This is a genomic window from Roseibacillus persicicus (assembly GCF_014651675.1).
Taxonomy (GTDB): Bacteria; Verrucomicrobiota; Verrucomicrobiia; order Verrucomicrobiales; family Akkermansiaceae; genus Roseibacillus; species Roseibacillus persicicus.
Window position 1 is genome coordinate 44,529 of sequence record NZ_BMXI01000020.1, and the last position, 24,937, is coordinate 69,465.

Sequence of the window (24,937 nt, forward strand, 5' to 3'; positions counted from 1 at the left end):
TCGCCTAGTTGCCGAACTCTCCCCGAAAGAAAGCACGCTGTGCAGTGGGAGCCACCAGATAGATTCGATTAGTCCCCTCTTCGGCCTCCAGCATGGAGAGGCTCTGCCAACTTTCCAGATCGGAGCCCAACTCGAACTTCAGCAAGCTCCCAGCCACTGCATTCTGCAGCTCGAACCACGAGTAGTCTTCGGCAAGCTCTACCACCACCGGACCTGAGGAAGCATCGGCAGCATCGGAGCCCATCTGGAACTCCACTAGATTACTAACCCCGTCACCATCGAAATCTCCATCCGCTTGAAACAGAGGGTTGGTGGGATTTGCGGCCAGAGCAGCTGCTCCAAAGACCTCTTCCAACCAAGCCTCGGGCAAAGGGTTGTTCGCCCCAATGTCAGGATTACTTCCATTGTTATCCTGCCGAAGAGCGACAATTCTCACCACCCCTGTCGCTGAATTAGACCCATCGGTCACCTCGTATTCCAAAGAACTGAAGAAAGACCCCTCCGTCGCCACACTATCACTGAAATAAGTGGCAGGGGTGAACTCAAGAGTCCGGGTCGAGGGCTCAAATGACCAGCTTCCGACCCCGGAACCAAGACCGTTGGGAAAACTGTAACTGAGCGCCGCACCGGTGTTCGAGTATCCCTCCAATACAATTCGATTGGCAGGAGAATTCGGTTGGGAAGAGGGTCGGGTGCACACCCGCATCTTTCGTGTAAAGGCAATCGGAGGCAAAACCTCGGGATAGGCGAACAGGATCCGATCCTCGTCATAGCAATTCGTGACCGCGCCACGCCCATCTTTGTGAGCTTGGAAATACATCGTCGCATCTTCCAGAATGGCGTCGGTTTCATTAGAATCCTCGGAAGAATGCTCCAACCCTAGCGCATGACCAATCTCGTGAGTTAAGACCTCAGCGAGAGTATTCTGATCTTCTAGACTGGAAGAAAGATGATTAAGAACCACATATCGATCCAAGGCCTTTCGAAAAGCCACCCCTCCAACCGTTCCTCCGGAAGCTGAACTCGTCGACCCTCCCCCAACCCCCAAAGTGGAGGTAGAAGAAATTTCGCCATAGCTGTTGTGTAGCTGTATATGCAGGACGGTCTCTCCCCCATTCATGTTCTTGACCGTTTGTCCGAAGTCATAATTTGCCGTGATGATGAAGGACAAGCCAGAAACCGCCTCCCAAGCGTCAAGAGCGTTTCTCACTGCCGCGATAGCGATGCTTTGACTAATTCCAGAAGGCAACACCTCGCTATCAATCTCGACCAGAATAGGCTGACCGGTATCACAACGCCTCCAACGACCGGGCATACCGCTGCTTTCAAAGTACCCCGTCGAAGTGGTTTGAGAAGCAGGGACAGAAACTCCGCTACAATCAGACTTCGTCCCAGAGGACTTCTTCGCTGATTTGACACTGCCTCCCTCGAGAAAAGCGCTCTTTTGCTCAGCCAACATCACGACATCAACTTTCGTCGCGGAGGCCTGATAGGGAATCCATTGCTCACCATTTTTTTGCAAGTGCATCAGATAGCTGCCCCCCTTCTGAAGCTCGACATGACGGGAGTCAAAATGTGTGATTTCGCCCAATTCTCCCCCCGGAAAGGAAACCTCCAGCTGGGCTGGAATCTGACGTCCCTGCAATTCCTCCGAAATGGTGAGTGTCGCTACGGTCTGCAAGCGATGCCCTCCCTTCGGAAGGACTTCGATATTGGTCACCGTTGCCAGGACCATGGCATCTGCCGCCTCCGCGCGATGCGTGGGGCAACACTCGTCATAACAACCAGCGTGAGCCCAGGGGGTTAGAAGGAACGAGAGCTGAGCGCAACATACCACCTGGCGAAAGATAGGAGAACGAGACATCCCCCAAATTTTAACAAAAACCTAGATATTCCACAAACCTTAATCAAAGGGCCGACGGTCCTCTCAAGTAGAACAGACCAACTCCCCTTTCTCCTCGCAGCTCAGAAGCCCTACACTCCGCCCTCTTTCGCGGTAGCTTCAGAGGTCGGCGCAACGGCAGGCACCAGCTCGGGCACCACCACCAATTCGAGTTCCTCCGTGCCCCTCAAAAAGCGCACATTGGCTGGCTCGTCCTCCCGAAGATAGAAAAAGGCATCAATCGCATCGGAATACCGCTTCACTTGACGAGGTCCAATCTGCAGCAGGATATCCCCTTTCATCAACCCCGCTTTCGCCGCGGGGGAAGCCTGCCGGACCCCCTGCACGACCGCAAAGGGGTCGCTCGCCAATAGCTCCACGCCAAACCAGCTCCTTTGGACGACTCCATCCACAACCGTAGCCCCTTGAACCCGTTGCAAGGCCTCCACCGGGAAGGCGAAACTCCCATTTCCAAATTCAGGAGCCTTGCGATAATTGATTGCGACCAACCGCCCCGCCGAATCGAAGATCGGATGGCCGAGAAAAGGTTTTTGCTCCGGTTGATGATGAAGGCGAATCAACTCGAGGGGCAGAGGATTGTCCTTGTACTGACTCTCTCGGCTCACCAGTCGGGACAGCGAGGTGTCTCCTTCAATGCCAAGGTAAAGCGCACTCCCGTTGGGTAGCCCCAGAGAACTGCCCAGCTCCACCGGCTTGGTCTGGCTTCCAGGAGCCAGAGGGACCCGAATCAAAGTGAGCCGGCTCACCGGATCGTGCGCAATCAGCGTGACTGGCTTGCCATCATATCGGCCAGAGCGGAAATTGACCGTTGCCTCAGTGACGACCACGGCCAGACCATTCTCATCCAAGAAAATAAGCTCCGAGCGCGATTGTCCCGGAGCATCTTTTTTACTGAAAAACACCGAAAAGTTTTTTTCGGCGGCATTCAGCCCTTGCCCTAGACAGGCAAAAACCAACAGACCCGCAAAAAACAGGCCTGCTCCTGAGGCAGGACTAAAATTCCTGCGGAAGCACCTCCAGAGAACGCTCGCTAGGCTCCTCGCCCGGCTTCGTCTCGGTCTCCGTACCCAATTCAACATGTTGTAGTTTACTACCTTCGGGGAGAAAGTCTTCAGTTTCTTTTGCTACACCAGGAGAATCCTTGGTGCCTATCGTCCCGAAAAAAGCCAGAAACAGGACCGCATAAGCCACTCCGGCTCCAATAGCCCATTTGGCGGCACCCAAGTCATTGAACCAATCAGCGATCCGGGTCCAAAGGGAGGCTCCCTTGCCACTCACCGCTTCCGCGCGCTGGCGACGATGAAACTCATCGAGAAAATCTTCAAAATACCCATCAACCGGTTGCTCGTAATTCTTGAGACGAAGCAGCCGCTGGAGGTCTTCCAACTCGTCAGCTGGGATATCTTGAGTGTCGGTCATGGTTAAAACTTAGCTTGTTTTATCAAATTTTTTTAGTTCAGCAATCTTAAACTTCAGCTGGTCTCAGCCTGAACTCTTCGAGATGCCCTTGGAGCTGGCGATGTGCATAGAAGAGACGCGAGCGCACTGTCCCCTCCGAAACGCCTAGAATCCGGCTAATTTCGGCGTGGGGAATGCCCTGAATATCAAACATGGTTACCACTGCTCTATGGTCCTTCGACAAGGCTTGCAGCGCATCGTTCAATTTTTCTTGCAAAGAATGAACATCACTTTGTTTTCGCGGGTTCGCCCGGTTCGTATAATCGATGAATGCGGGGTCATTCTGGATGCCCGAATCCACTTCATCCAAGCTACTGGCCATGCGCCGCTTCCTTTTCTTTAAAAAATTGAGCGTCATGTTCGTCCCAATGGCGTAGATCCAGGTGTAGAAAGTCGATTTTCCCTGAAAGCGCCCCAGGGAGCGAAAGGCCTTCGCGAAGACGTCCTGCATCAGGTCGTTGGTGTCGTCCTTGTTGGACGTCATGTTGTAGATCAGTCCGTATAGCTTGGGACTGTATTTCATAATCAGCTCGTCAAAGGCACGGGTATCCCCGGCCTGGGCTCTCTCGACCAATTCCTGATCGGGATCTATTCTGGAGATTTCACTCATCCACTATCTACAAAGGGGTGTGCAAACAATAGACGTCGCTCCTTTACTGTCAAAATCAGAGCTCAGGTTCCGTGGCATCGCCCGAATCAGCGTCTGCCTTCGTAGCTCACCACCACTCCCTCGCAATTTGTAAGAATTGGCTTCTCAACCTCCACCTTCACCCCCGCGGCCCCAAAGTCCCGCAGAACCATTTGCGCGACTTCTTCCGCAAAGGTCTCGATGAGCTTGCGGGGACGCTCGCTGGCCAGGGCCTTGACAGCCTCCGAGACCGCGAAGTAATCAATCGTTCTCTCCAAATCGTCGGATAACTCGGCCAGACCTTCCAAGGTCTCGATGACCAAACTCACCTTGAGCTCCTGTGGCTTGGCCCTCTCCTCCGGTGGCACTCCAATGCAGATGGGCAGCCGCAATTTGCGCACTACGATGTCCGGCCGAATCGGAGCCACGGCAGCCGGACTGCAGAGCCCGACCAGCTCCCCCACATGCGGAAGAATAATCTGGGGTTTAGCGGCAGCCAAACGCTCCACTGGATCATATCCGGAAAGCAATGCGACCGAATGCAGCCCTCCCGCTTGGGCGGCATGAACATCGTGCACCATGTCCCCCACATAGGCGGTATGGAAAGGGACGAGACCATGCAAGCGCGTGATCTCACCGATCTTCTCCCGCTTGTCGAGAACCCCAGCGTAGATCTCTTCGAAGAACTTAGAGAGCCCAAAGTCTTCCGCCTGTCGCATCAGGGCTTCTTCATTCATGCTAGAGAGGACAAAGAGCCGAAGCCCCTTCTCTCTCGCCGACTCCAGGAAGCCAAGCGTCTGTTCCAATGGCTGCACCAGGGATTCAGCTTCGCGAAAAGCCTCTTTGAACAAGACCTCGAGGTCTTCCAAAGGCTTTCCAGGCAGAAACTCTTGATAGAATTCCGGATAAGGTAGCCGAAAATCGCGCCGGAAGTCGTCCGCGCTGAAGGGCGGCATGCCATGGACCTTGAAGACCTCATTGGTCGCTATCAGGGTCGCGCTAAAGTCATCCACCAACGTGCCGGACCAATCGAGAATCAGATTTTTAATCATGAGAAATTCTAACCACTAATCAACCGAACCTCACGCACGGCCTTCTTTCCCAACTCCGCCTGCACCTTCCGAAGCAGATCCCCGCGGGATTGATCCAAATGGAATCGCATCGCAGGCTGCAGAACCCGTAAAACAAGGACCCCGCGCTTGAGCGAAATCACCTCGGTCTGGGCGGCAACGAAGTCACCCGCCACTTTTTTCCAGCTTTGCCGAATACGCCCCTCTTCGAGCCCATCCGAAATTTTCAAGCTCCCAAGGATGGACTCCACCCAGTCACCGGCTTTGGAGCAATTTTCTTCGGTCGGCATAGGAGTGTCGCCCCCCTGCCAATCCCGCACCACCCTCTTCGTGAAGTGGGCCTTGCGCTTACCGAAGGACTTTTTCATTCACCGTCGTCGCCAATGGCTTCGACAGGACAGCCTTCCATCGCCTCTTCACACTGCTCGCGCTCCTCATCGTTCTCAGGCTGCTTGTAGACGTAGGAGTAACCCTCGTCTTCTTGTCGGGTGAAATTTGCAGGGGCCGTTTCGCGGCAAAGATCGCAATCGATGCACTGGGTATCCACATAGAAAGTACCCTTGATGTTTTCCTCATGCTTATCGTCTTTGTCAGCCATTTGTCTTGTTGAGTTGTTGTGGAAGGTGTCCGCCAAGACTGCTTCTGTTGCAACAGTTTTTTTAGTCTTGCCGGGATTCCATTGTTTAATCCTTCTTTCCGGATATCCAGACTCGCCAAGCCCTTTCGGCCTTTCTAATATCACCCCAAGTTTATGAGTCGTCGCCGCAAGCGGAAAAAAGAGAGAGCTGCTGAAGGAGAATCTGAGCTAGAAAAGGAACCCCTCCTGGACCGCGAGATCCCATCCCCCGAACCCGCCTCTCCCCCTGCTTCCCAGTCCGCGGATTTGATTTCAGAATCCGCTCCAGAGCCCTCAACCCCGGCTCCCGCGTCGACCTCCGAAGTCAATGAATTGGATTTGGAGCTCAGCGACGACTTCGACGACGCTCCTGCCGAAGAGACTGAGGTGAAATCCACCCTGCCAACCTCGGCGAGCAAGACCAACCTGCGGGAAATCCGGAGAGCAGAACTTCCTCCAAGCGACGAACCCAATCCGCCCCACCAGGCAGGAGCTTCAGCTCAAGAAGAGAAGGCCCCAGCCAAAATAGGCCGCATGCGACGCTCAGTCGACATGGCTATCCAGAAACCCGATCGGCTTGGGGAACTCGATGAGGACGACCTGACGCTGGAACCCGAGCCCAGCCCGACCACCGAACCTGAACCCGCACGATCGGACGAACCCTCGTTGGAGCCGGTCGCGGACCAGTCCACTCCCGAAAAACCTTCCCCAAGCGAGCCGACTCTCCCGGAGACCTCTCCTCCAAGGGGTTCCAACCAGAAGGACTACTCAAGCCTCATCACAATGGGCAAAGATGCATTGGGTTCGCTATCGATCCTGGAGCAGGCTTCTCTCGGTCTCCTGTTCGTCACTCTCTTGGCCGGGGCCATCTGGTCCTCCAGCGTCGTGGCGGCCCGGATCCCCAATACTGTGATCGTCTCCAAGCTCAAGTATCCTCTCAAAGGAGAGTCGGTGGTCATAGCGGAACTCGATAGCTATTGGCGGAGCCCGATTCGAGAAGGCGACGATACTGATGAAGGTGTCTCGGAAAGCATCGAGATTATCCCAGAGATTCAAATCACCATCGCTCCCGAATCGACAGCCAAGGCCCTCCGCTTCCTCTTTCGTGATGAGGAAGGAAACTATGTCGGCGATTCTTCAACCGTTGAGCTCTCGGGCGGTAATTTTTTGCCGGCCTCCGACGTAACCACCTCAACTCAGGGCAACGTGGCCACCATTCACTCCACCACCGGATTTCAGCACGAAGGAGAACTGATCTCCTACCTCGCGGACGAAAAATTCCAGTGGGAATTCGTCATCCTCGAGTCCAAGGACGGCCGAGAATACAACGAGTTCATGGCCATTCCCATTTCAGCTAGACGAAAAGATTCCCAATGACAGAAGCATCACAAGCACCAAGCGTCCGTCCCGAAGAAGGATGGCATGTCCTCCATCTCTACTATCAAATCGACCATGCCCAATGGTCCACCCTCTCCCGCGAGGAACAGCGGGACGCCAAAACCAACCTCACCGAGCTGATTCAGGAGATCCGCTCTTTTCCCGACACCCAGCTTCTCGCCTTTGCGGTGACGACTCCGAAGGCCGACATCGGGTTCATGTTGCTCACTCCGGACTTGGTGGCAGCCACTCATTTCGAAAAGAGACTTACCCTCTCCCTCGGACCTGAGGTTTTGGCGCCAGCTTACTCCTACCTTTCGCAGACCGAACGCTCGGAATACACCACTACCCGCGATCAATACGCGGAGGAGACGCTGAAAGCGGAGAAAGGCCTCACCGAAGGCAGCGAGGAGTTCGAAGCCGCGCTTAAGGAGTTCGACGAACGGATGGAAAAGTATAGCCAGCATCGGCTCTATCCCGTTCTTCCTCCCTGGCCCGTGGTTTGCTTTTACCCCATGTCCAAGCGGCGCGGCAACAATCCCAACTACAACTGGTATAGCACGGAATACGATGAGCGGCGCGAACTCATGAAAGGCCACGCTGCAACCGGGCGCCGTTACTCGGGGAAAATTCTCCAGCTCATCAGTGGTTCCACCGGCCTCGACGAGCACGAATGGGGAGTCACTCTACTCGCGCACGACACTTTCCAGATCAAATCGATCGTCTACGAAATGCGCTTCGACGATGTCTCCGCCCGCTACGGCGAATTCGGTGACTTTTACATCGGACTGCAATTGCCCCTGGACGAGTTGTTCCGTCGGATCTGTTTGTAGCGCGATCCTTTGAAATTTTAGGTTCATCGTCCTCCCTGGGCGGTGAGCCTTTTTTTGTGCTCGCAAAAGCGGAATCGCGCCTCTTTTGAGCGACGCCTCGACCTAACAAATCAAAGATACCAAAACACGCTTCTCTCCTATCGGTAATAGTCTACTGGACGAGGGCGGACTCCAAACTCTTCATATTTGAATCCGTCTTGCAGGGGCGTGTAGTCGCCAACGATAGACACATCGCTGTCCGGCTGAATTTGCTCCGCCAGACCAAGCCCCCAATAAAGAGCGTTGACCGTGATGCGACGAACTCCTTCATTTTCGAAGTCCTTGGCCGATCCCATCGTGAAATGAAAAACGGGAGAGGAAAGCCCCTTGTTCCCGACCCATGACTTCGTCCAAGCAATAGGTAGGGCCTCTCTCTCAAGATTCGGCAGAGCCTCCCGGTCCAAAGACTGCATGGGCTGGCCCAGCAGAATCGGCGTGCAGTCCTCAGGCACCTTGCCATCGACATGACATCGGTAAACATCGGTCGTCCCCCAAACATCCTGAACCCCTCGTAGAATAGGATGCTCCCTCGCCTCCGGCACGATCACTCCGGAGGTAGCCTCCCGCTTCCATCCCCCATGGTGACCACGGAACTTGCCGCCTAACAGCCTATCGAGACTCACGTCTTCGCCATCCTTCTGATAGGGTTTTGCATCACGCCACAACCCGTGATTGGCGGTCCGCAAAGCGATAATCGGTCTCCCTGAATCAAAGTAAGAGTATAGATGGCCCAAGTCCGAATCCTCCAGCTGCAAGAAACGCGACATCCAGATGAAGGCATCTGCCTTCTCCAAATGTTCCAAGCCCGGCACGATACTTTTGCGCCCCTCTTCCTTAAACGGTGATGGTAAAGTGGGGTCGACCAGCCCTTCTTCATTCATGAGAAAGAGAACGGTGCAATGAAATCCGTGATGCTTGGCCAGCATTCGCGCCAACATGGGGAGCGCCTGCTCGGCACGATATTCTTGCTCGGCGGCTAGCAAGACCACGTGCTTCCCCGCTCCCGGTCCTTCTCCCCCCTCAAACTTCAACCACTGGTCCGAATCTGGCAGCGGATGAGACGAAGCACCATTCGCAAGAGAAGTAAGAGCAATGGAACAAGAGGCAAGCAATCGAAGCACTGCGGCGGGAGTAGGAATTTTCATAGAAATGATTGCCCCTTCTACCTTCCCAGAAAGAAAAAGACGAAATCGAAATGAACAAATATCTCACTGAAAATAAAATCTGACTCCGGATAAAGAATCCGGCTTCGGGTATGCCCTCCAAAAAAAACGGCGGGAACCAAGTCCCGCCGTTCTTTGAAAAAGAATTTGATGTTCCGCTCTCTCTTAGAGGGAGTCACCGAGCATCTTCATGGCATCAGCAGCGCGGCTGGAGTAGCCCCACTCGTTGTCATACCAAGAACAAACTTTCACCATCCGGGTTCCCATCACCATGGTGAGGTCGGAGTCGTAGATGGAGCTGTGGGGGTTGCCCACGATGTCCTGAAGAACGAGAGGCTCTTCGGAATACTCGAGGACCCCTTTGAGAGGACCTTCAGCAGCAGCCTTGAAGGCAGCGTTGATCGCCTCCACAGTCACGTCTTCCTTAACGGTGCAGACGAAGTCAGTCAAAGAACCGGTAGGAGTCGGAACGCGGAATGAACCACCCGTCAATTTACCGTTCAACTCAGGAATCACCAGGCCGATCGCCTTCGCCGCTCCAGTGGAAGAAGGAACGATGTTGATTGCTGCGGAACGCGCACGACGGAGGTCGCCGTGTGGAGCGTCGAGAAGGCGCTGGTCACCAGTATAGGAGTGAATGGTGCTCATCATGCCCTCGACCACGCCGAAGCTGTCGTTGAGGACCTTAACCAAAGGCGCGAGGCAGTTGGTGGTGCAAGAAGCATTGGAAACGATGTTGTGCTTGGAAGCATCGTAGTCGCTGTCGTTGATGCCGAGACACATGGTGAGGTCGGGATCTTTCGCAGGTGCGGAGATAAGCACTTTCTTGGCGCCAGCCTCGAGGTGCTTGCTGGAACCTGCGCGGTCGACGAAGAATCCAGTCGACTCAAGAACAACGTCCACGCCCCACTCAGCCCACTTCAGGTTGGATGGGTCACGCTCTGCAGAGGCGTGAATCTTGTGGCCATTCACGATGATGTAGTCGTCGTCGTAGCTCACCTCTCCATCGAAGATGCCTTGGCTGGAGTCAAACTTGAGAAGGTGCGCGAGAGTTTTGTTGTCGGTCAGGTCGTTGATCGCAGCAATGTTGCTGAGTTCACCTTTTTCGACCAGTGAACGGAGGACCATGCGTCCAATGCGTCCAAATCCATTAATTCCGTATTTTGCCATAGAATGAGCGGTTTGTTTTTGTGGGTTTGGCGCACTCGAATTAGCCCGCCAGCGCACGGGACTTAGCGAAGGACTTCCCCACCGTCAACATCCGCTTGGGTCTTTGCTCGAGGCATTTTGGAACGCAAACTGAAAAGAATCGATTCTTTATTGAGAGAATTTGACCTTTTCGCCGATACCTCCTCTACCGTAGTCTCTTTTCATGAAAAACATTGAACTGTGGAGTCGACTGGAGGCATTCCAGCTCGACCTCCCGGAAGCCGCTCTACCATTCTCCCAACGTTTGGCGCGCGAGAATCAGTGGTCGCAAGGCTTTGCCGAGCGGGTGATGGAGGAATACAAGAAATTCCTCTATCTCTGCCTCGAGGCGGGGCATCCGGTGACTCCTTCCGACCAGGTGGACCAGGCCTGGCATCTCCACATCATCTACACCCGCTCCTACTGGCACGATCTTTGCCGCGACACCTTGGGTCAGGAGATTCATCACGGCCCGACGAAAGGGGGTAGAAAGGAAGGTGAAAAATTCAAGGATTGGTATCTCCTGACCATGCAAAGTTATGAGCGCGAATTCGGACAATGCCCACCTTCGGACATTTGGCCGAACGCCCGCGAACGATTTCAGAGCGACTTTCGCCGGATTGACGTCCGCGACAAATTGATTCTTTCTCGAAAAAAAGCTCTCGCAGTCAGCGGATGCCTCGTCGGGTCACTCGCCCTCGCGGGATGCGTCAACGACATGAGCGGCGAAACGATCGGAGTTCTCGTCATCCTCGGCCTGCCCCTTCTGGCGGTTCTTTCTCTCATTGCATCCATCGCCAAGGGAGGCTCCAAGCCAAAACGAAGAGGCGGCGCTGGCAGAAAGGGTGGCAGCGGGGTCGGAGGCTGGTGGTTCTTCGGAGGAGGCTGCAGCCACGACGACCATAATGACAGCGGCTGCAGTTCAGGCTGCAGTTCAGGCTGCAGTTCAGGTTGCGGTGGAGGAGGATGCGGCAGCTGAGCGCGCCCCACTACCCTTTTCCAAAGCCAGCCCGCAGATCTTTCACGTTGGTCGCCCGGAGGAACAAGGCTAGCGCTCCGAAAGCAGAGATTCCGGAGCCCACCAAAAGAATCATGGCGACCACTCGCTGAAGTCCGGTGCCCTCGAACCACGGCCCCAACCCTTTGGCGGCAAAGTAAAGAACGACCCCCATCAGCAGACTGGCCAAGACCATTCTACCCAACTTGAAGACCGTGGCCTCGGTCAGCGTCACGAAGCCCTTTAACCCACGCCAAAGCATGAAGACATTCACCCAAGCGGCAACCGAGGTCGCAACCGCCAGTCCCACATGCCCAATCCACGGGAATAGTAACAGACTGACGACGATATTGACCGCGACCATGATCACGGCCATCCGCATCGGATTCTTGGTATCTCCCTTGGCGAAATAACCCGGCTGAAGAACTTTAATCAAAACATAGCCCGGCAACCCCACACCAAAGGCAGCAAGCGCGTATCCTGTCTGGACGGCATCAGCGCGCACGAATTCTCCCCGCTGAAAGAGCCCCGCAATCAATTCTGTCGGCACCACGATCATCGCCATTGCGGCAGGTAAAGTCAGAAGCATTCCAAGCTCGATCCCGCGCGTAATGGTCTTGCCCGCTTGTCTCTCCATTCCACCCCGCAGCTGCCTGGTGACCTCTGGCAAGAGAACCACCCCCAGCGCGATCCCAATCATCCCCAGAGGCAATTGATAGACCCGGTCCGAGTAGTAGAGATAAGACACCGCCCCCGGCTGGAAGGAAGCAATGACACCGCCGATCAAGAGATTGATTTGCTGCACGCTGGCAGATGCGACCCCGGGGCCCATCAGCCCGAAAAGCTTCTTCATCTCAGGATCCATTTTAGGACGAACCACCTTGATGGGCGCTCCCTTTCGATAGCAGGTCCACCACAGTGCTGCCAATTGCAAGAAGCCCGCTAGTGCAACCCCCCAGGCCAAGGTCTCTCCCGGCAACCAGCCGAACCAACCGACGAACCCAAGCGAAACGAGGAACACCACGTTGAGAATAATCGGTGCCGCTGCGGGCATGCCAAAAATCCGGAAGGTATTGAGAACTCCACTGAGATGCGCGGCCAACGCCATGCATAACAAATAGATGAACATAATCCGCGTGAGCTTGACGGTCTTGTCAAAAGTGCCCGGATCATTGCGGTAGATCTTGAGCGTTCCATTTCCCGAAACCTGCACTGAAAACCAACCGAATCCCTTGCCGGCCTTACCCGAAGGCCTTCCAAACTTAAAAACATCTTCCCCACTTTCCCCTGCGAAGGTCCCGCCATCCCAAGAAATCCCCTGCAGGACGAAGTTGTCTTTCTTAATCTCGGCTTTGAATTCGTCACGGTATTCTTGAAGCCGCTCTTGGTAGTCTTTCTCGCTCTCCTCCGCTTTCCTCACCTCCACTTCAGCCGGAACCTTGAAGTCAATGGGCTCCAATACCGTGGCATAGCTGGAGCTATGAGCGACCTCCGGGGTCACCGGCTCTCCGAGCACCGTCGCCTTACTTTGCCCCTTCTTTCCAAAAAGGCTCATGAAGGTCTTCTTCTCTGTTTCGAAGGCGATTGAGTGGATCTTCACATCACCCTTCTCGACCAGCTCCAAGTAAACCGCGCGCGCGCCTTTCGTCGCAATCTCGATCTCCTGTGGCTTCTCATTGAGGACAATCTCAGTCTTCTTGCCAAAGAAGCTGGGATCAACGTCGCGGGCCTTGAAGCCAGGCACCACCACATTCATCAACAACGGCATGGCCGGAATGGCGACGACGGTAAAGACCCCCAGCACCAGCAGCAGCATCGAGAAAGCCTTGCTCGCAAACTCAATCCCATCCTCACGGTCATCGATAACCTTTTTGCCGAACAACGGGACGAAGGCGGCATTGAACGCCCCTTCCCCGAAAATTCGCCGGAATAAGTTGGGGAAACGAAAAGCAGCGAAGAATGCATCCGCGACCAAACCGGTGCCCAAAAATCGAGCGATCAGAATATCGCGCAAGAAACCCAAAAGTCGGCTCACCAAAGTGAAGCCCGACACTGTCATCAAAGACCGTAACATCTGGAAGAAAGCTGAGCCGCCCCGCCCACTTGTTCAATTTCAATCGCTGTCACGGGGAATCTGATTCGTCAGGACCTCTCCCGTCCTTCATCCCTCACTGGGACACGATGTTGAGCGCCTCCTCGATCTCGGCGTCCCCGGGCTTGAGCTCTTGCGCTCTCAGAAAACAACTTCGGGCCTTCTCCGGCTCCTCCTGGAGATGATGGACCATCCCTTTCTCAAACCAAGCGAGACCCAGCTTCGGCTCGAGTTCGACCGCTTTTTCAAAGGCCTCCACCGCATCGGGATGACGCTCGGTCAGGCGAAGAATTCGCCCCCGCAGATACCACACCTGCGCCTCGTCAGAGATCAGCTCAACCGCTTTGGCCGACGCTTCGAGCGCATCACTCTTGTAACCTCCCTCGATCAGATTGGCGGCATAGCTGGCCCATATCTCTCCTCGTTCTGGAGCAAGCTCGAGGGCCTTTTCGCAGGCAGTGACCGCCTTGTTCCACTTTTTGTCCGCCCCCGCCTCGGCCGCTTTCATGAGGAGGGCATCCACTTCATCCAGACCGAACTCCTCCGCCTTCGCCTTCGCGCGCTGCGCATCCTCCAACCTACCGGCTTGCGCTAACAAGACGGAATAAAGCTGCCAGTATCCACTGTCCTTGGCATCAGACATCAGAGCCGACTCGGTGGCCTCGATGGCAGCATTCAAGTCTCCTGCCTCCAAGGCATCCAGGGCGCGATTGTAGTCTTGGTCTCCGGCATTGGGCATGCCTCATTCCTCGCTGGATTCAGGGCACGGACAAGAAAAAAGTCCGTCGCCCTCGAGCCGCCGCTATCAATGGGAAAAAATCTCCAGGACTGCCTCTTTGCTCTCCGCACTCGCCAGAGACTTGCGGGTTTCGCAACTCAGGAATCGCTTGCCTATATCAGCAAGGGTCAAGAGATGCTGTCCGCGCTTTTTCTCAGGAATCAGCAGCAGGACTACGAAATGAACCGGAGCATGATCGCAGGCGGAAAAATCGATTCCCCCTTCGGAACGGCCGAAAATAGCCACCGGATCTTCCAGATCATCCAGATAAGCATGCGGAATGGCCACACCGCAGCCAACCCCGGTACTAATCTCGTCCTCCCGACACTGCAGGGCCGACAGGGCCCGAGCTCGCATTCCATTGAGAAGCACCCCCTGGTCCGCGAGGTGACCTACCAGCTCCTCCATCACTTCAGCGCAGGTCTTGGCATTCAAATCCAGAAAGACCCGCTGCTCATTGAGAAGTTTCGCTAATTTCATACTACTGGGTTTTCGGTCCTCGAGAGGACCACCCGGCTGGCTGATGCAACCTGCCGGTGCAATGGTCCATAACGGCGGCGGACCAGGCTATCAAGCCTAGACTCCCCGCCTCCCGGCCCACTGCTAGTATTGGTAATTGATGTAGAAGTTGAACTGACCGCCTTTATCAGCCTCATCATCAGTGCTGGGGACGAGAATGGGAATCGCGTAATCAAGCGCCAGAGGTCCCACCCCCGGGATATCCAAACGCAGACCCAGACCCGAACTTCCATAGAGATCTTCGGGAGCAAAGTCGAAAGAATCAGCATTCACGAATCCCACATCAAAGAAGCCAGCGCCCCGCACCCGCTCGAAGATGGGGAACGTGATCTCTCCGGAGATATAGCCGGAAGTCTTACCCCCAAGCGCTTCCTCGGTCGCATTCAGGCCGACATTGTCACGCTGACCCAAGTCCCGGTATTCGAATCCACGCAAGTCACGAGATCCACCAAGGAAGAGTCGGTCAAAGATGGGAACTTCGCCATCACCATACGAATCGACGGTGGCCAAGGAGCCCGTGAGGTTGAAGATGAGGTCCAGAGGCAAGCTCCAGTGCTTCGCAATGCTTGCTTCGAAGGAATAAGTCTCCACATCTCCTCCAACTCCCAGCGTCATCCCGACAGTCGCCTTGTGCCCTTTACGGGGAAGAACGATGTCATCGCGACTATCGTAAACATAGGAGACGCCCAGCGCGCTGCGCACATAGTCACCATCTTCAGCCAAGAATGCTGGTGAACTGTCGCTGTCCACATCCAATCCAATCTGCTCGAGACGATACTCTCCGCGCACATAGGCACGACGACCAACCGCCTTACGCAGGAAAATGGCACCTCCGACGTTTTGCTGGTCGTATTCAGGGCTCAAGTAATAGCGGTTCTGGTAATAGAGCTCTCCCCCCAAGGAAAGACGACGGCCCAAGAACCAAGGTTCGATGAGGGAAACCTTGAAGTCCTGCCGCTCACTACCCAGCTTCAGCTGAGCGGAAAAACGCTGCCCACCACCAGTGAACTTTCCAAAATTACGAATATCAAAGTTGCGCTGCTCCAAGTTGACATAACCCACGATGCTGTCGATGGAGCTGAATCCCGCACCGAAGTTCACCTCCCCGGTCTTGCCCTCCTGAACGTTGATATTGAGGTCGCGATAGCCCGCCCGCGAGCTGCTGTCGCCAGTAACCTGGACCCCCTCGAAGTAGCGAAGACCCTGCAAACGCTTCTGGGTGGTCTCGACTTCCACCGAGTTGAAATACTCACCCGGCTTCATCGGCACTTCCTGACGAATCACCCGGTCCTTGGTCTTGGTGTTGCCGCTGATATTGACGCGACCAACCTTGAAGCGACTGCCTTCCTTCACGCGATAGGCAATATTGACCAATCCAGGCCCCGCATCCTTCACTTCAGCGGACACTTGGGCATCGGCGTATCCACGCGACCCGTAATAGCTCCGAATGGCGCGGCGGTCGTCGTTCACCTTTTTCGCGGAATAAGGAAGACCTGAAATCAAGCTCATCGCTGGCGTCAACTCTTCGGGTGTGAAAACAGTCATGGGACCAAACTGAATCTGGTTGACCATGTATTTGCTCCCCTCCTGCACTTTAATGATCAAGTCCACCCGACCATCTCGGACAGGCACACGGTCCGCGCTGAGGACATTGGCGCGCAGGTAGCCGTTGTTCTGATAAAACTCACGAAGCTGCTCCAAGTCACGCTGCAGCTGCTGATTGTCGATGCGCCCGGACTTGGTCAAGAACGAGAAAATGCCTTTCTGTTTGGTCTCCATCTCGCGACGAAGCTCGACATCGGCGAAGGCCACGTTCCCCTCGAAGAGAATCTTGCGAACTTCGCTCTTCACCCCTTCGTTGATGATAAAAATGATACTGGTTACCCCGTCGCCCTCATCCTGCAGACGGTGGGTTACCGTCACATCCGGGTAACCATAGCCACGATAGTAATCTTGAATACTGCGACGCGCTTCCAGAATCTTGGCATCACTCAGGATTTCGCCCGCAGTCATCTTGACTTCCTTGGCCAGCTTGCCACTTGAGAACACTGTGTTTCCGTCGAAACCAACGACATCCACAGTTCCCCGGGTGGAAACCTCAAAGATGACCTTTACTCCCCCATTCACCTCTTCACCAAGCACCTGCACATCTTGAACAAGGCCACTTTCATAAAGACGCTTCACATCTTCATCGACGATGCCCGCATCGAACGATTGCCCGACCTTGGTCTCCGTGAAGCTTCGCAAACGGGATTCCGCAACGGACTTGGCCCCATTGTAACGGAAGACCACTTCCTTCACTTTCACATCAGGCTCTTCTAGAAAATCCTGTCCCATGGCCCGCGGTGAGAATGCCAACACGAGTGCCGCCAGCGCGCACATCCAAGCTAATCCTAACCGGCTTTGGTTTTGTCCCAATGTCATCCCCGCCATCACGCCTATCCCAGCTGTGTTTCGTCAAGTTTAATGACCGTCAAAGGACAATCTGAACTGGCATAATTCCCCTCAGTTTGCTTGAAACTCACTATGGCTAAAAAACCGGATCGCGACCTCGAGAAAAGTTATCCCACTTCGGAATTCATCGCCAAGCTTCGTCGACTAGCGGACAGCCTCGAAACCGGCGAGCCTTTCGAAATCCAAATCGCCAACGAACGCATCTACGTTCCAGTGCGCGCAGTCTACAATATCGAACATGAGCGGGAAGAGGGCTCCGAGGAAATTGAATTTCAAATCAAGTGGGATCTCGAGTAGGGCCGCCTCCACGATATCAAAGTTGAACAATTACCCCTGAAAAACAACTTCTGATATGAGTTTGTATAATCTCTCGATCTCACTCTTGCGCGAGAGTCGCTTGTGGATTAAGGCCACGTCATGGCCCATCGCGTCCTTGTCTCAGACCCTATTTCCGAAATTGGCGTAGCACTCCTCAACGACCATCCCGACATTGAAGCTGACTTCAATACCGGTCTCTCTCCCGAGGAACTGATTGCCATCATTGGCGACTATGAAGGCTTGGTCGTGCGCTCGCAGACCAAGGTGACTCCGGAGGTCCTTGCCGCTGCAAAAAGCCTCAAGGTCATTGGCCGAGCCGGGGTTGGGGTCGATAACATCGATAAGGAAGCAGCCAATCAGCATGGCGTGATCGTCATGAACACTCCGACCGGCAACACCATTTCCACTGCCGAGCACGCCTTTACCTTGATGCTCTCCGCAGCGCGCAACATCGCGCCCGGTCATGCGTCGGTTCTCGCGGGCGAATTCGCAGCTGGACGCAAAGCCAACCAAGGTATTGAGCTCAATGGAAAGCGCCTCGCGGTCATCGGCATGGGCCGAATCGGCACCGAGTTCGTCAAGCGGGCCCAAGCTTTCAACATGACGGTCGTGGCCTTTGATCCCTACCTGACCCAGAGCCGCGCCGACGAGCTCAAGGTCGAGCTGGCCGACACCCCCGATGCCGCCTTGACTGGCGCCGACGTGGTGACCCTCCATGTTCCCCTCACCGACGACACCAAGGGCATCATCAATGCAGAACGCCTGGCCTTGATGAACAAGGGAGCCTTGGTCGTCAACTGCGCCCGCGGAGGCTTGGTCGACGAGGCTGCTTTGAAAGCTGCCATCGACTCCGGCCACATCGCCGGATGCGGTCTCGATGTCTTCGAGAACGAACCTCCCGCCGCCGACCACCCGCTTCTCTCACTCAACAAGTTCGTCGCTTTCACCCCTCACTTGGGCGCCTCGACTGCGGAAGCACAGGAGAACGTCGGCATCCAGGTCGCGGAGCAAGTTCGTGATTTCCTCGCCACCGGCGAGATCCGGAACGCCATCAACATGCCTTCCCTCGACGCCGCCGCCCGCGAGGCCATCGGGCCTTATCTGGACCTGTCCGCTTCGCTCGGCAAACTCTTGGCCAAGCTTGGCCTCAGCAACCCCGATGCCTTGCGAGTCTCCTATCACGGGCCTTTCGCCAAAAAAGATACGGCTCTCATTTCACGCACCGTGCTCACCAACTTCCTGGAATCCAGCCGTTGCGATGGACAAGTCAATATCGTCAACGCCCCGGGCATCGCCGCTCAAATGGGCCTCGAGCTGGTCGAATCCACCATCAATGCGCAGACCGAATACAACGAACTTCTCGTTGTCGAACTGCGTAAAGGAGAGGAGCGTTTCCGCTTGGCGGGCACCCTCATCGGCAGCTCACCAAGAATTGTGGAGATCGACCGACTGTATGTGGACACTAACATCCGCGGCCACTTCCTCATTGTCCGCAATGACGACCGCCCCGGCATTGTGGGAGCGGTTGGCACCACTCTCGGCAACGAAAAAGTCAACATCGCGAACCTTTCTCTCGCCCGTAACAAGACCCAGGGCAACGCCTTAACAGTCATTGAAGTCGACGAGCCTCTCTCCCCCGAAATCATGGCCCAGGTCCGCGCCATTCCCGGCGTGACTCTCGGCACGGGGGTCAGCCTCTAATTTATGAAGCAAAGAACGATAATTTTTCATTGTCACTCTCTGCACAGTCCTTCACTATCTCGCCAGCGATGAAAAAATTGATCCTAGCAGCAGCATTCTTGTGCCTCGGCAGCGTGGCCTACGGAGACATTCAAGCCCCTCCTGGAGCGCAGTACACATCTTCCCGCAAGTTGGGTCGTGCCATCAGCAACATTCTCTACGGAGTAATGGAGATTCCTGAGCAGATCGTTCGCCAGTCCAACACCACCGGTCACAAGGCAGGTTGGTCTTACGGCGTGGTGAACGGAACTCAGCGTGCTTTCAAGCGCCTCGGTTACGGTTTCTACGAGCTCTTCACTTTTCATTGCCCCACTTACAAAGGCACCTTCAAGCCCCCTTACACCAAGTGTGGTTCTGATTGGCGTGTTGAGATGAACCCGAGCGAAGGCCTCTCCGAGTTCCCACCAGAACTTGGATTCGAAGACCACTTCAGCCACACCCGCACCCAGCGCTGGTAGTTCTTCCCTCTCTTTCCTTTTTCAAGAAGCCCGGTTGGTTCTGCCTTCCGGGTTTTTTTATCCCAAAGAGAAACTTTTTCCCGAACAATTCACCTCCCTTCGACGTTACAAAGCAGTGAAGCTCTCTCGATCCCTTCTCGTCCTCTCTCTTTTCGCCAGCTTTTCCGTCGCTTCCGCTGAAATGCGGCCTTGGAAGAGCAGCGATGGCTCAAAAACTCTCCAAGCCAACTTTCTCTCCCGTGACGAAACCTCGGTCACTCTTCGACGCAGCGACGGGCGCGTTTTGACATTCTCTATCGATAAACTTCACAAGGACGAACAGACCTTTTTGGAAGAGAACCATCCCTACCAAACGCCCGAAGGCGCCAAAGAGCCCGAAGGTGATGCCTTCGGGCCCCTCAAATTCGGCGATACTCGCAATGAAGTCGAAGCCAAACTGCTGGATTCCTCTTTAGTCAAAAGCAACATCGAGGCCGGGCTGTTTGGCCGTACCGGCCTCAATGGAGTCTTCGAAACCACCGAAACCATCGGAGGGCTCCCCTGCTTTCTTTACTTTGATTGGACCAATTCCGGCGGCCTGCAAGAGGTGACCCTCCGCACCAAGGACTTGGGAGCCATGGCCTACACCAGCAAGCTCCAAGCCACTTGGAACGAGCTCATCAATCTTCTCAACAAGCTCTACGGGAAGCCGCTCTCCGTATCCCCCTATCCCGAACAAAAAGAACTGCAGGACGGCCTCATGCTGGCCTCTCACTTGTGGCGCACCAATGACGGTCACTCCGTTCTACTCGGCACCAGTCAGGCCCAGTCAAACTACACTGTGAGCGTGCGCTTCACCACCAAGCGCATTCAGCCGGTAGTGATTCCTTAGGCTCCGCCTCATTAACAAGACCACACCTAGCGGCTTCGCCTCGTCACCAAACCAAGGAGACCACAAGCAATCAACATTGCCGAGGAGGGTTCCGGGACCGTTTCGACCGGCTGAAGAACAGTCCCATTGATGATGACTGAACGAAAAACAGGCTGAAAACTGATGGACCGGGCAGGAGGATCCGAGCGCCGGGCCGACATTGTCAGGCGATAGTTTTCCATCGGAACCGAGTCCTCGACCCTCAATGCCACCAGGGTCTCCCAGCCCTTCCAATGAGGATAGCTCAGTGGCTGCGGCGCCTCCTCCCTTTTTTCCAAAGGAAAACTCGCATACTGATAGAACATCCTTTCGGGAGGCTCAGGCAAAGTCAGGTCCACCTTGCGGTGGTTCTGCTCAATCTTCAGGTCGATATACGACACCTTTTGCTCGGTGCTCGTTCCAAATGAGCTGCATTGGGCCAACAAGAAGAAAAGCAGAGCATGAAGCCCAAAAATCCCCCCTGCCAAGTATGGCAGCCACCGTTTTCGAGACTTCTGCCTCTCCTCGCAAGAATACTGGGTCATGGAATGCTACTAATTTATCTAAATTTAAAATAAAGTCACTCAAATAATTCTTACGCACACAGACTCAACTTTTTCCGCCAAATTACTGATTGGGACACACTGCCTCCTCGAAAATTCCTTTCGCGAGAGCGTCCTCATTGCAAAACGTCCTGCCGCCACAGAAAGTAGATGCTTCTCCCCTCTTTTTGTTCAAAAAAAAGACGACTCGGCCTTCTCAATTTGCTCATGGCCTCCTAACAGAAAAGCAAGCAATAAAGTTTTCCTCTTTTGCCAAATTCAAATTGCGCGCATTCCCTTCTGCGCTACTCTTTCTCCGTCTCCCGTGGTCGCTCTTAAGACAGCGAGCTCGGACCGATATTTAAGTTAATGGGGGCAGCCCCGAGGGATGTGAATGTCGCGCCTTTTTAGGAGGGCAGACGCGGTCCCCGGAGTCCCCAACCTGTTGAGTCTTCGGAACGCAGCTTATCGCGTCTTTGTGGTCACGGAGGACTTTAGAAACCCGCTCTCGCACTTCGCGCAGGGCGGGTTTCTTCTTTTCACCACGTTACACCGAAATTCACTTCACGCCAGAGGATGGTTTCCTCATCAAAGACGAACTTTCCGCAGAACGTCTCGCCATCCAACATTTCGCCCAGCCAGTAACGATCGTCATCCCACATGCGCTCAAAAGGGAGGTCGCTCACCTTTGTCCAAAGCGGAATCGCCTCGGGGGTCGCAGTCGGAGTGCCCTCGTATCCGTCGGCCATATAGACGTGGCAATGGATGTCAGGCATATCCGACATGGCGAAGAAGAGCTCCCCCATCTTGCGCACGCCAGTCGCAGTAACGCAGAGTTCTTCCTGAGTCTCGCGAATGGCGCATTCCAGAGGGGTCTCGCCGGGATCGATTTTGCCACCGGGCCCATTCACTTTGCCCGCACCAATGCCGCGCTGCTTTTCAATTAGCAGCACTTCGTCGCCGACCCGGATAAACATCAGGGTGGCCCGCATTCCCGGCTCCCAGGTTTCCCAGTTCACCGGGCATGTTGCTTCGCTCATTGCGACCATCACACTTGCTCAGGCGCTGGAAATCAATCCTCGGTATAGGCATCCATCCCCTCGCAGGTGCAGACCAGGTTGCGATCACCGTGCACGTTGTCGACTCGACCGACAGGCGACCAGAATTTCCATTCCCGCAGACTTGCCACCGGCCAGGCGGCTTCGGTCCGACTGTAGGGATGGGTCCACTCATCAGCTGTCAGCATCGCCGCAGTATGAGGCGCGTTTTTCAGCACATTGTCAGTGGCATCGCTTTCCCCATTGGCCACCGCCTTCATTTCGGAAGCAATGGCAATCAGCGCTTCGCAGAACCGATCGAGCTCCCGCTTGCTCTCTGACTCGGTGGGCTCGATCATGAGGGTTCCCGCTACTGGCCAACTCATGGTTGGAGCGTGAAAGCCGTAGTCGATGAGACGCTTGGCAACATCCTCGACCCCGAGCCCACTTTCTTTGGCCATTGGCCGGACATCCAGAATGCATTCGTGAGCAACCAAACCATTGCGCCCCTTGTAAAGGACTGGAAAAGCCGGCTCCAACTGCTTGGAAAGATAGTTCGCGAGCAACAGCGAAATTTGGGTGGCCTCCTTCAAGCCCTGTGCCCCCATCATGCGAATATACATCCAAGAGATGACGTTGATGGACGCACTGCCCCAAGGCGCAGCAGACACCGCATTTTCGGAATCGGGAAGGAATGGCACCAGGTGAGCGGCGACCCCGATGGGCCCAACCCCAGGTCCTCCCCCTCCATGTGGGATGCAGAATGTCTTGTGGAGATTGAGGTGGCAGACATCTGCTCCAATCAAACCGGGACTGGTGAGACCAACCTGCGCATTCATGTTCGCTCCGTCCATATAGACCTGACCGCCGAACTTGTGAATGGTCTCGCAAATCTCGAGAATCCCCTCCTCAAAGACCCCGTGAGTCGAAGGGTATGTCACCATCAGGGCCGCCAGATTGTCGGCATGCTTCTCGGCTTTGGCCTTGAGGTCGGCAATGTCGATGTTGCCAGCCTCGTCACAACCCACCGCCACCACCTTCATGCCACACATCACTGCAGAGGCGGGGTTGGTGCCATGTGCGGAGGTCGGGATGATGCAGATATTGCGCTCCCGTTCTCCTCGGGAAAAATGGTAACGACGGATGGCCAACAACCCTGCGTATTCTCCTTGCGAACCGGCATTGGGCTGCAAAGACACGCCGGCAAAGCCCGTAATCTCCGCGAGCCAATTCTCTAACAGAGTCAGCATCTCCTCATAGCCCGCGAGCTGCTCCCTCGGAGCAAATGGATGAATCTCCCCAACCTCGGGCCAAGTGACAGGAATCATCTCCGCTGCCGCATTCAACTTCATGGTGCACGAGCCAAGCGGAATCATGGCCTGATTGAGAGCGAGGTCTTTTCCTTCGAGCCGGCGCAGATAGCGCATCATCTCGGTCTCGCTGCGATAGCGGTGAAAGACCTCGTGGGTGAGAATCTTTGTCTCCCTCGCAAACTCGGCAAAATCTGCCTCAGCAGTTTCGACCGACTGGACGCCAAAGAATTCTAACAGGACGGCCAACTCCTCGCTGGTGCTGAGCTCATCGAACGAGACCGACACCGTATTTTCATCTAACAGACGCAAATTGAAGCCCGACTCTCCCGCTTGGCGAACGATGCTTTTTGCGTCGGTTGTGGAGATCGTCACGGTGTCGAAGAACGGTTCGCCACCGACTGTTAGACCTGCCGCCTGCAAGCTCTTGGCAAAAGTCGTTGCCAGCTTGTTCACCCTTTCCGCAATCACACGCAGTCCTTCTGGCCCGTGATACACAGCATACATGGAGGCAATGACTGCAAGGAGCACTTGGGCGGTACAAATATTGGAAGTCGCCTTGTCCCGGCGGATGTGTTGCTCCCGGGTCTGCAAGGCGAGGCGGAAACCCGGATTCCCCTGGCTATCCAAAGAGACGCCAACCAACCGGCCCGGCAACTTGCGCTTGAGCGAATCCTTGACCGCGATGTATGCCGCATGCGGACCACCACACCCCATCGGCACACCGAATCGTTGAGTCGAACCGACACAAATATCAGCTCCCCAGGAAGCGGGCTCCTTCAGGACCACCAATGCTAGAGGGTCTGCCGCCACGATGACCATCGCCTTGGCGTCTTGGACCTCACTCGCAAACTTTTCGTAGTCATGGATCGAGCCGCGGGTATCTGGATACTGAACCAATACTGCGAACAAGCCCTCACAATTGGCAGGATCGAAGTCCTGCCACTTCCCGACTACAACTTCCGTCCCGAGAGGTTCGGCCCGGGTTTGCAAGACTGCAATCGTCTGGGGATGGCAATTCTCATCGGCAAAGATGACCTTGCCCTTCGGCTTGGATGATAAAGCGAGCGCCATGGCCTCGGCAGCAGCAGTGCCTTCATCCAACAGACTGGCATTGGCCACAGCCAACCCAGTCAGGTCGGTGACCATGGTCTGGAAATTCAAAAGAGCCTCCAGCCGGCCTTGAGCAATCTCGGGTTGATAGGGCGTATAGGCGGTATACCAACCCGGATTCTCCAACAGATTTCTCTGAATGACAGCAGGGAGAATGGTCCCATGATAGCCCTGCCCGAGATAACTGCGGGCCATCTTATTCTTCGCGAGTAAGCCCTTCAACTCGGCAAGGGCTTCTCTTTCCCCCAATGGTTCGGGAAGCTCCAACTTCCCTTCCATCCGAATCCCACCAGGCACGATATCGGAGGTCAATGCCTCCAAATCGCTGTATCCTAAAAGCGAGAGAATCTCGCTTGTTTCTTCTACCCCGACGCCGAGGTGACGATGTTTGAATTCTGTCTGCGCTGACACGCGG

23 protein-coding genes are annotated in these 24,937 nt (G+C 55.0%); 7 read left to right on the top strand and 16 right to left on the bottom strand.

From position 1 onward, the window contains the following. Positions 1 to 4: 4 nt before the first annotated feature. From IE099_RS18805 to IE099_RS18835, 7 genes are all read right to left on the bottom strand, one after another. Positions 5 to 1,864, bottom strand: a complete 1,860-nt coding sequence (locus IE099_RS18805) for a matrixin family metalloprotease (protein WP_189573681.1) — start codon at positions 1,862 to 1,864, stop codon at positions 5 to 7. A 110-nt stretch (positions 1,865 to 1,974) separates the two neighbouring features. After that, entirely contained in the window at positions 1,975 to 2,805 is an 831-nt protein-coding gene (locus IE099_RS18810; protein ID WP_189573684.1) for a PDZ domain-containing protein, read from the bottom strand. A gap of 91 nt (positions 2,806 to 2,896) precedes the next feature. Then, on the bottom strand, positions 2,897 to 3,322 hold the full coding sequence (locus IE099_RS18815) for a hypothetical protein (protein WP_189573687.1): 426 nt from the start codon (positions 3,320 to 3,322) through the stop codon (positions 2,897 to 2,899). Between the two features lie 46 nt (positions 3,323 to 3,368). Beyond that, positions 3,369 to 3,971 (bottom strand): sigma-70 family RNA polymerase sigma factor, encoded by a 603-nt coding sequence (locus tag IE099_RS18820; RefSeq protein ID WP_189573690.1) that lies wholly within the window; start codon positions 3,969 to 3,971, stop codon positions 3,369 to 3,371. Positions 3,972 to 4,057: 86 nt separating this feature from the next. Continuing rightward, the gene (locus IE099_RS18825) at positions 4,058 to 5,041 is read right to left on the bottom strand and encodes a dihydroneopterin aldolase (protein ID WP_189573693.1); all 984 of its coding nucleotides are present in this window, start codon (positions 5,039 to 5,041) and stop codon (positions 4,058 to 4,060) included. An 8-nt stretch (positions 5,042 to 5,049) separates the two neighbouring features. Continuing rightward, entirely contained in the window at positions 5,050 to 5,427 is a 378-nt protein-coding gene (locus IE099_RS18830) for a DciA family protein (protein ID WP_189573696.1), read from the bottom strand. Further along, positions 5,424 to 5,657, bottom strand: a complete 234-nt coding sequence (locus tag IE099_RS18835; RefSeq protein WP_189573699.1) for a ferredoxin — start codon at positions 5,655 to 5,657, stop codon at positions 5,424 to 5,426. The genes IE099_RS18830 and IE099_RS18835 overlap by 4 nt, the downstream gene beginning before the upstream one ends. Before the next feature lie 153 nt (positions 5,658 to 5,810). Between IE099_RS18835 and IE099_RS18840 the strand changes: the two genes are divergently transcribed. Together IE099_RS18840 and hemQ are read left to right on the top strand one after the other, a co-directional pair. After that, positions 5,811 to 7,052, top strand: coding sequence for a hypothetical protein (locus IE099_RS18840; RefSeq protein WP_189573702.1), 1,242 nt, complete (start codon positions 5,811 to 5,813; stop codon positions 7,050 to 7,052). Continuing rightward, a complete protein-coding gene (hemQ, locus tag IE099_RS18845) occupies positions 7,049 to 7,885 on the top strand; it encodes a hydrogen peroxide-dependent heme synthase (RefSeq protein ID WP_189573705.1) in 837 nt (278 codons plus the stop codon). The genes IE099_RS18840 and hemQ overlap by 4 nt, the downstream gene beginning before the upstream one ends. A gap of 137 nt (positions 7,886 to 8,022) precedes the next feature. Here hemQ and IE099_RS18850 read toward each other — a convergent pair whose 3' ends face one another. Next, a complete protein-coding gene (locus tag IE099_RS18850) occupies positions 8,023 to 9,069 on the bottom strand; it encodes a ThuA domain-containing protein (protein WP_189573707.1) in 1,047 nt (348 codons plus the stop codon). Positions 9,070 to 9,252: 183 nt separating this feature from the next. Then, positions 9,253 to 10,257 (bottom strand): type I glyceraldehyde-3-phosphate dehydrogenase, encoded by a 1,005-nt coding sequence (gap, locus tag IE099_RS18855; protein ID WP_189573724.1) that lies wholly within the window; start codon positions 10,255 to 10,257, stop codon positions 9,253 to 9,255. Positions 10,258 to 10,459: 202 nt separating this feature from the next. Between gap and IE099_RS18860 the strand changes: the two genes are divergently transcribed. Beyond that, positions 10,460 to 11,254 carry a glycine-rich domain-containing protein gene (locus IE099_RS18860; protein WP_189573726.1) on the top strand — a complete coding sequence of 265 codons (795 nt, stop codon included), beginning with the start codon at positions 10,460 to 10,462 and terminating at the stop codon, positions 11,252 to 11,254. 10 nt (positions 11,255 to 11,264) lie between these two features. Here IE099_RS18860 and murJ read toward each other — a convergent pair whose 3' ends face one another. The 4 genes from murJ to bamA all read right to left on the bottom strand — a co-directional run bounded on the left by murJ (position 11,265) and on the right by bamA (position 16,968). Beyond that, complete coding sequence (murJ, locus tag IE099_RS18865; RefSeq protein WP_189573729.1) at positions 11,265 to 13,346, bottom strand: murein biosynthesis integral membrane protein MurJ; 2,082 nt, start codon at positions 13,344 to 13,346, stop codon at positions 11,265 to 11,267. Between the two features lie 94 nt (positions 13,347 to 13,440). Then, complete coding sequence (locus IE099_RS18870) at positions 13,441 to 14,103, bottom strand: tetratricopeptide repeat protein (protein WP_189573732.1); 663 nt, start codon at positions 14,101 to 14,103, stop codon at positions 13,441 to 13,443. 66 nt (positions 14,104 to 14,169) lie between these two features. Next, positions 14,170 to 14,622, bottom strand: coding sequence for a PTS sugar transporter subunit IIA (locus tag IE099_RS18875; protein WP_189573735.1), 453 nt, complete (start codon positions 14,620 to 14,622; stop codon positions 14,170 to 14,172). Between the two features lie 123 nt (positions 14,623 to 14,745). After that, positions 14,746 to 16,968, bottom strand: a complete 2,223-nt coding sequence (gene bamA / locus IE099_RS18880) for an outer membrane protein assembly factor BamA (RefSeq protein ID WP_189573738.1) — start codon at positions 16,966 to 16,968, stop codon at positions 14,746 to 14,748. Between the two features lie 219 nt (positions 16,969 to 17,187). Between bamA and IE099_RS18885 the strand changes: the two genes are divergently transcribed. The 4 genes from IE099_RS18885 to IE099_RS18900 all read left to right on the top strand — a co-directional run bounded on the left by IE099_RS18885 (position 17,188) and on the right by IE099_RS18900 (position 20,502). Beyond that, a complete protein-coding gene (locus tag IE099_RS18885; RefSeq protein ID WP_189573742.1) occupies positions 17,188 to 17,412 on the top strand; it encodes an amphi-Trp domain-containing protein in 225 nt (74 codons plus the stop codon). A gap of 120 nt (positions 17,413 to 17,532) precedes the next feature. Then, a complete protein-coding gene (gene serA, locus IE099_RS18890; RefSeq protein WP_189573745.1) occupies positions 17,533 to 19,134 on the top strand; it encodes a phosphoglycerate dehydrogenase in 1,602 nt (533 codons plus the stop codon). Between the two features lie 68 nt (positions 19,135 to 19,202). Further along, the gene (locus tag IE099_RS18895) at positions 19,203 to 19,631 is read left to right on the top strand and encodes an exosortase system-associated protein, TIGR04073 family (RefSeq protein WP_189573746.1); all 429 of its coding nucleotides are present in this window, start codon (positions 19,203 to 19,205) and stop codon (positions 19,629 to 19,631) included. A 115-nt stretch (positions 19,632 to 19,746) separates the two neighbouring features. Next, positions 19,747 to 20,502 (top strand): hypothetical protein, encoded by a 756-nt coding sequence (locus tag IE099_RS18900; RefSeq protein WP_229809592.1) that lies wholly within the window; start codon positions 19,747 to 19,749, stop codon positions 20,500 to 20,502. Positions 20,503 to 20,528: 26 nt separating this feature from the next. Here IE099_RS18900 and IE099_RS18905 read toward each other — a convergent pair whose 3' ends face one another. The 3 genes from IE099_RS18905 to gcvP form a co-directional block, all read right to left on the bottom strand. Continuing rightward, positions 20,529 to 21,065 (bottom strand): PEP-CTERM sorting domain-containing protein, encoded by a 537-nt coding sequence (locus IE099_RS18905; protein ID WP_189573749.1) that lies wholly within the window; start codon positions 21,063 to 21,065, stop codon positions 20,529 to 20,531. A 536-nt stretch (positions 21,066 to 21,601) separates the two neighbouring features. Beyond that, entirely contained in the window at positions 21,602 to 22,102 is a 501-nt protein-coding gene (locus IE099_RS18910) for an 8-oxo-dGTP diphosphatase (RefSeq protein WP_189573751.1), read from the bottom strand. 32 nt (positions 22,103 to 22,134) lie between these two features. Further along, on the bottom strand, positions 22,135 to 24,933 hold the full coding sequence (gene gcvP, locus IE099_RS18915; RefSeq protein ID WP_189573754.1) for an aminomethyl-transferring glycine dehydrogenase: 2,799 nt from the start codon (positions 24,931 to 24,933) through the stop codon (positions 22,135 to 22,137). Positions 24,934 to 24,937 lie beyond the last annotated feature (4 nt).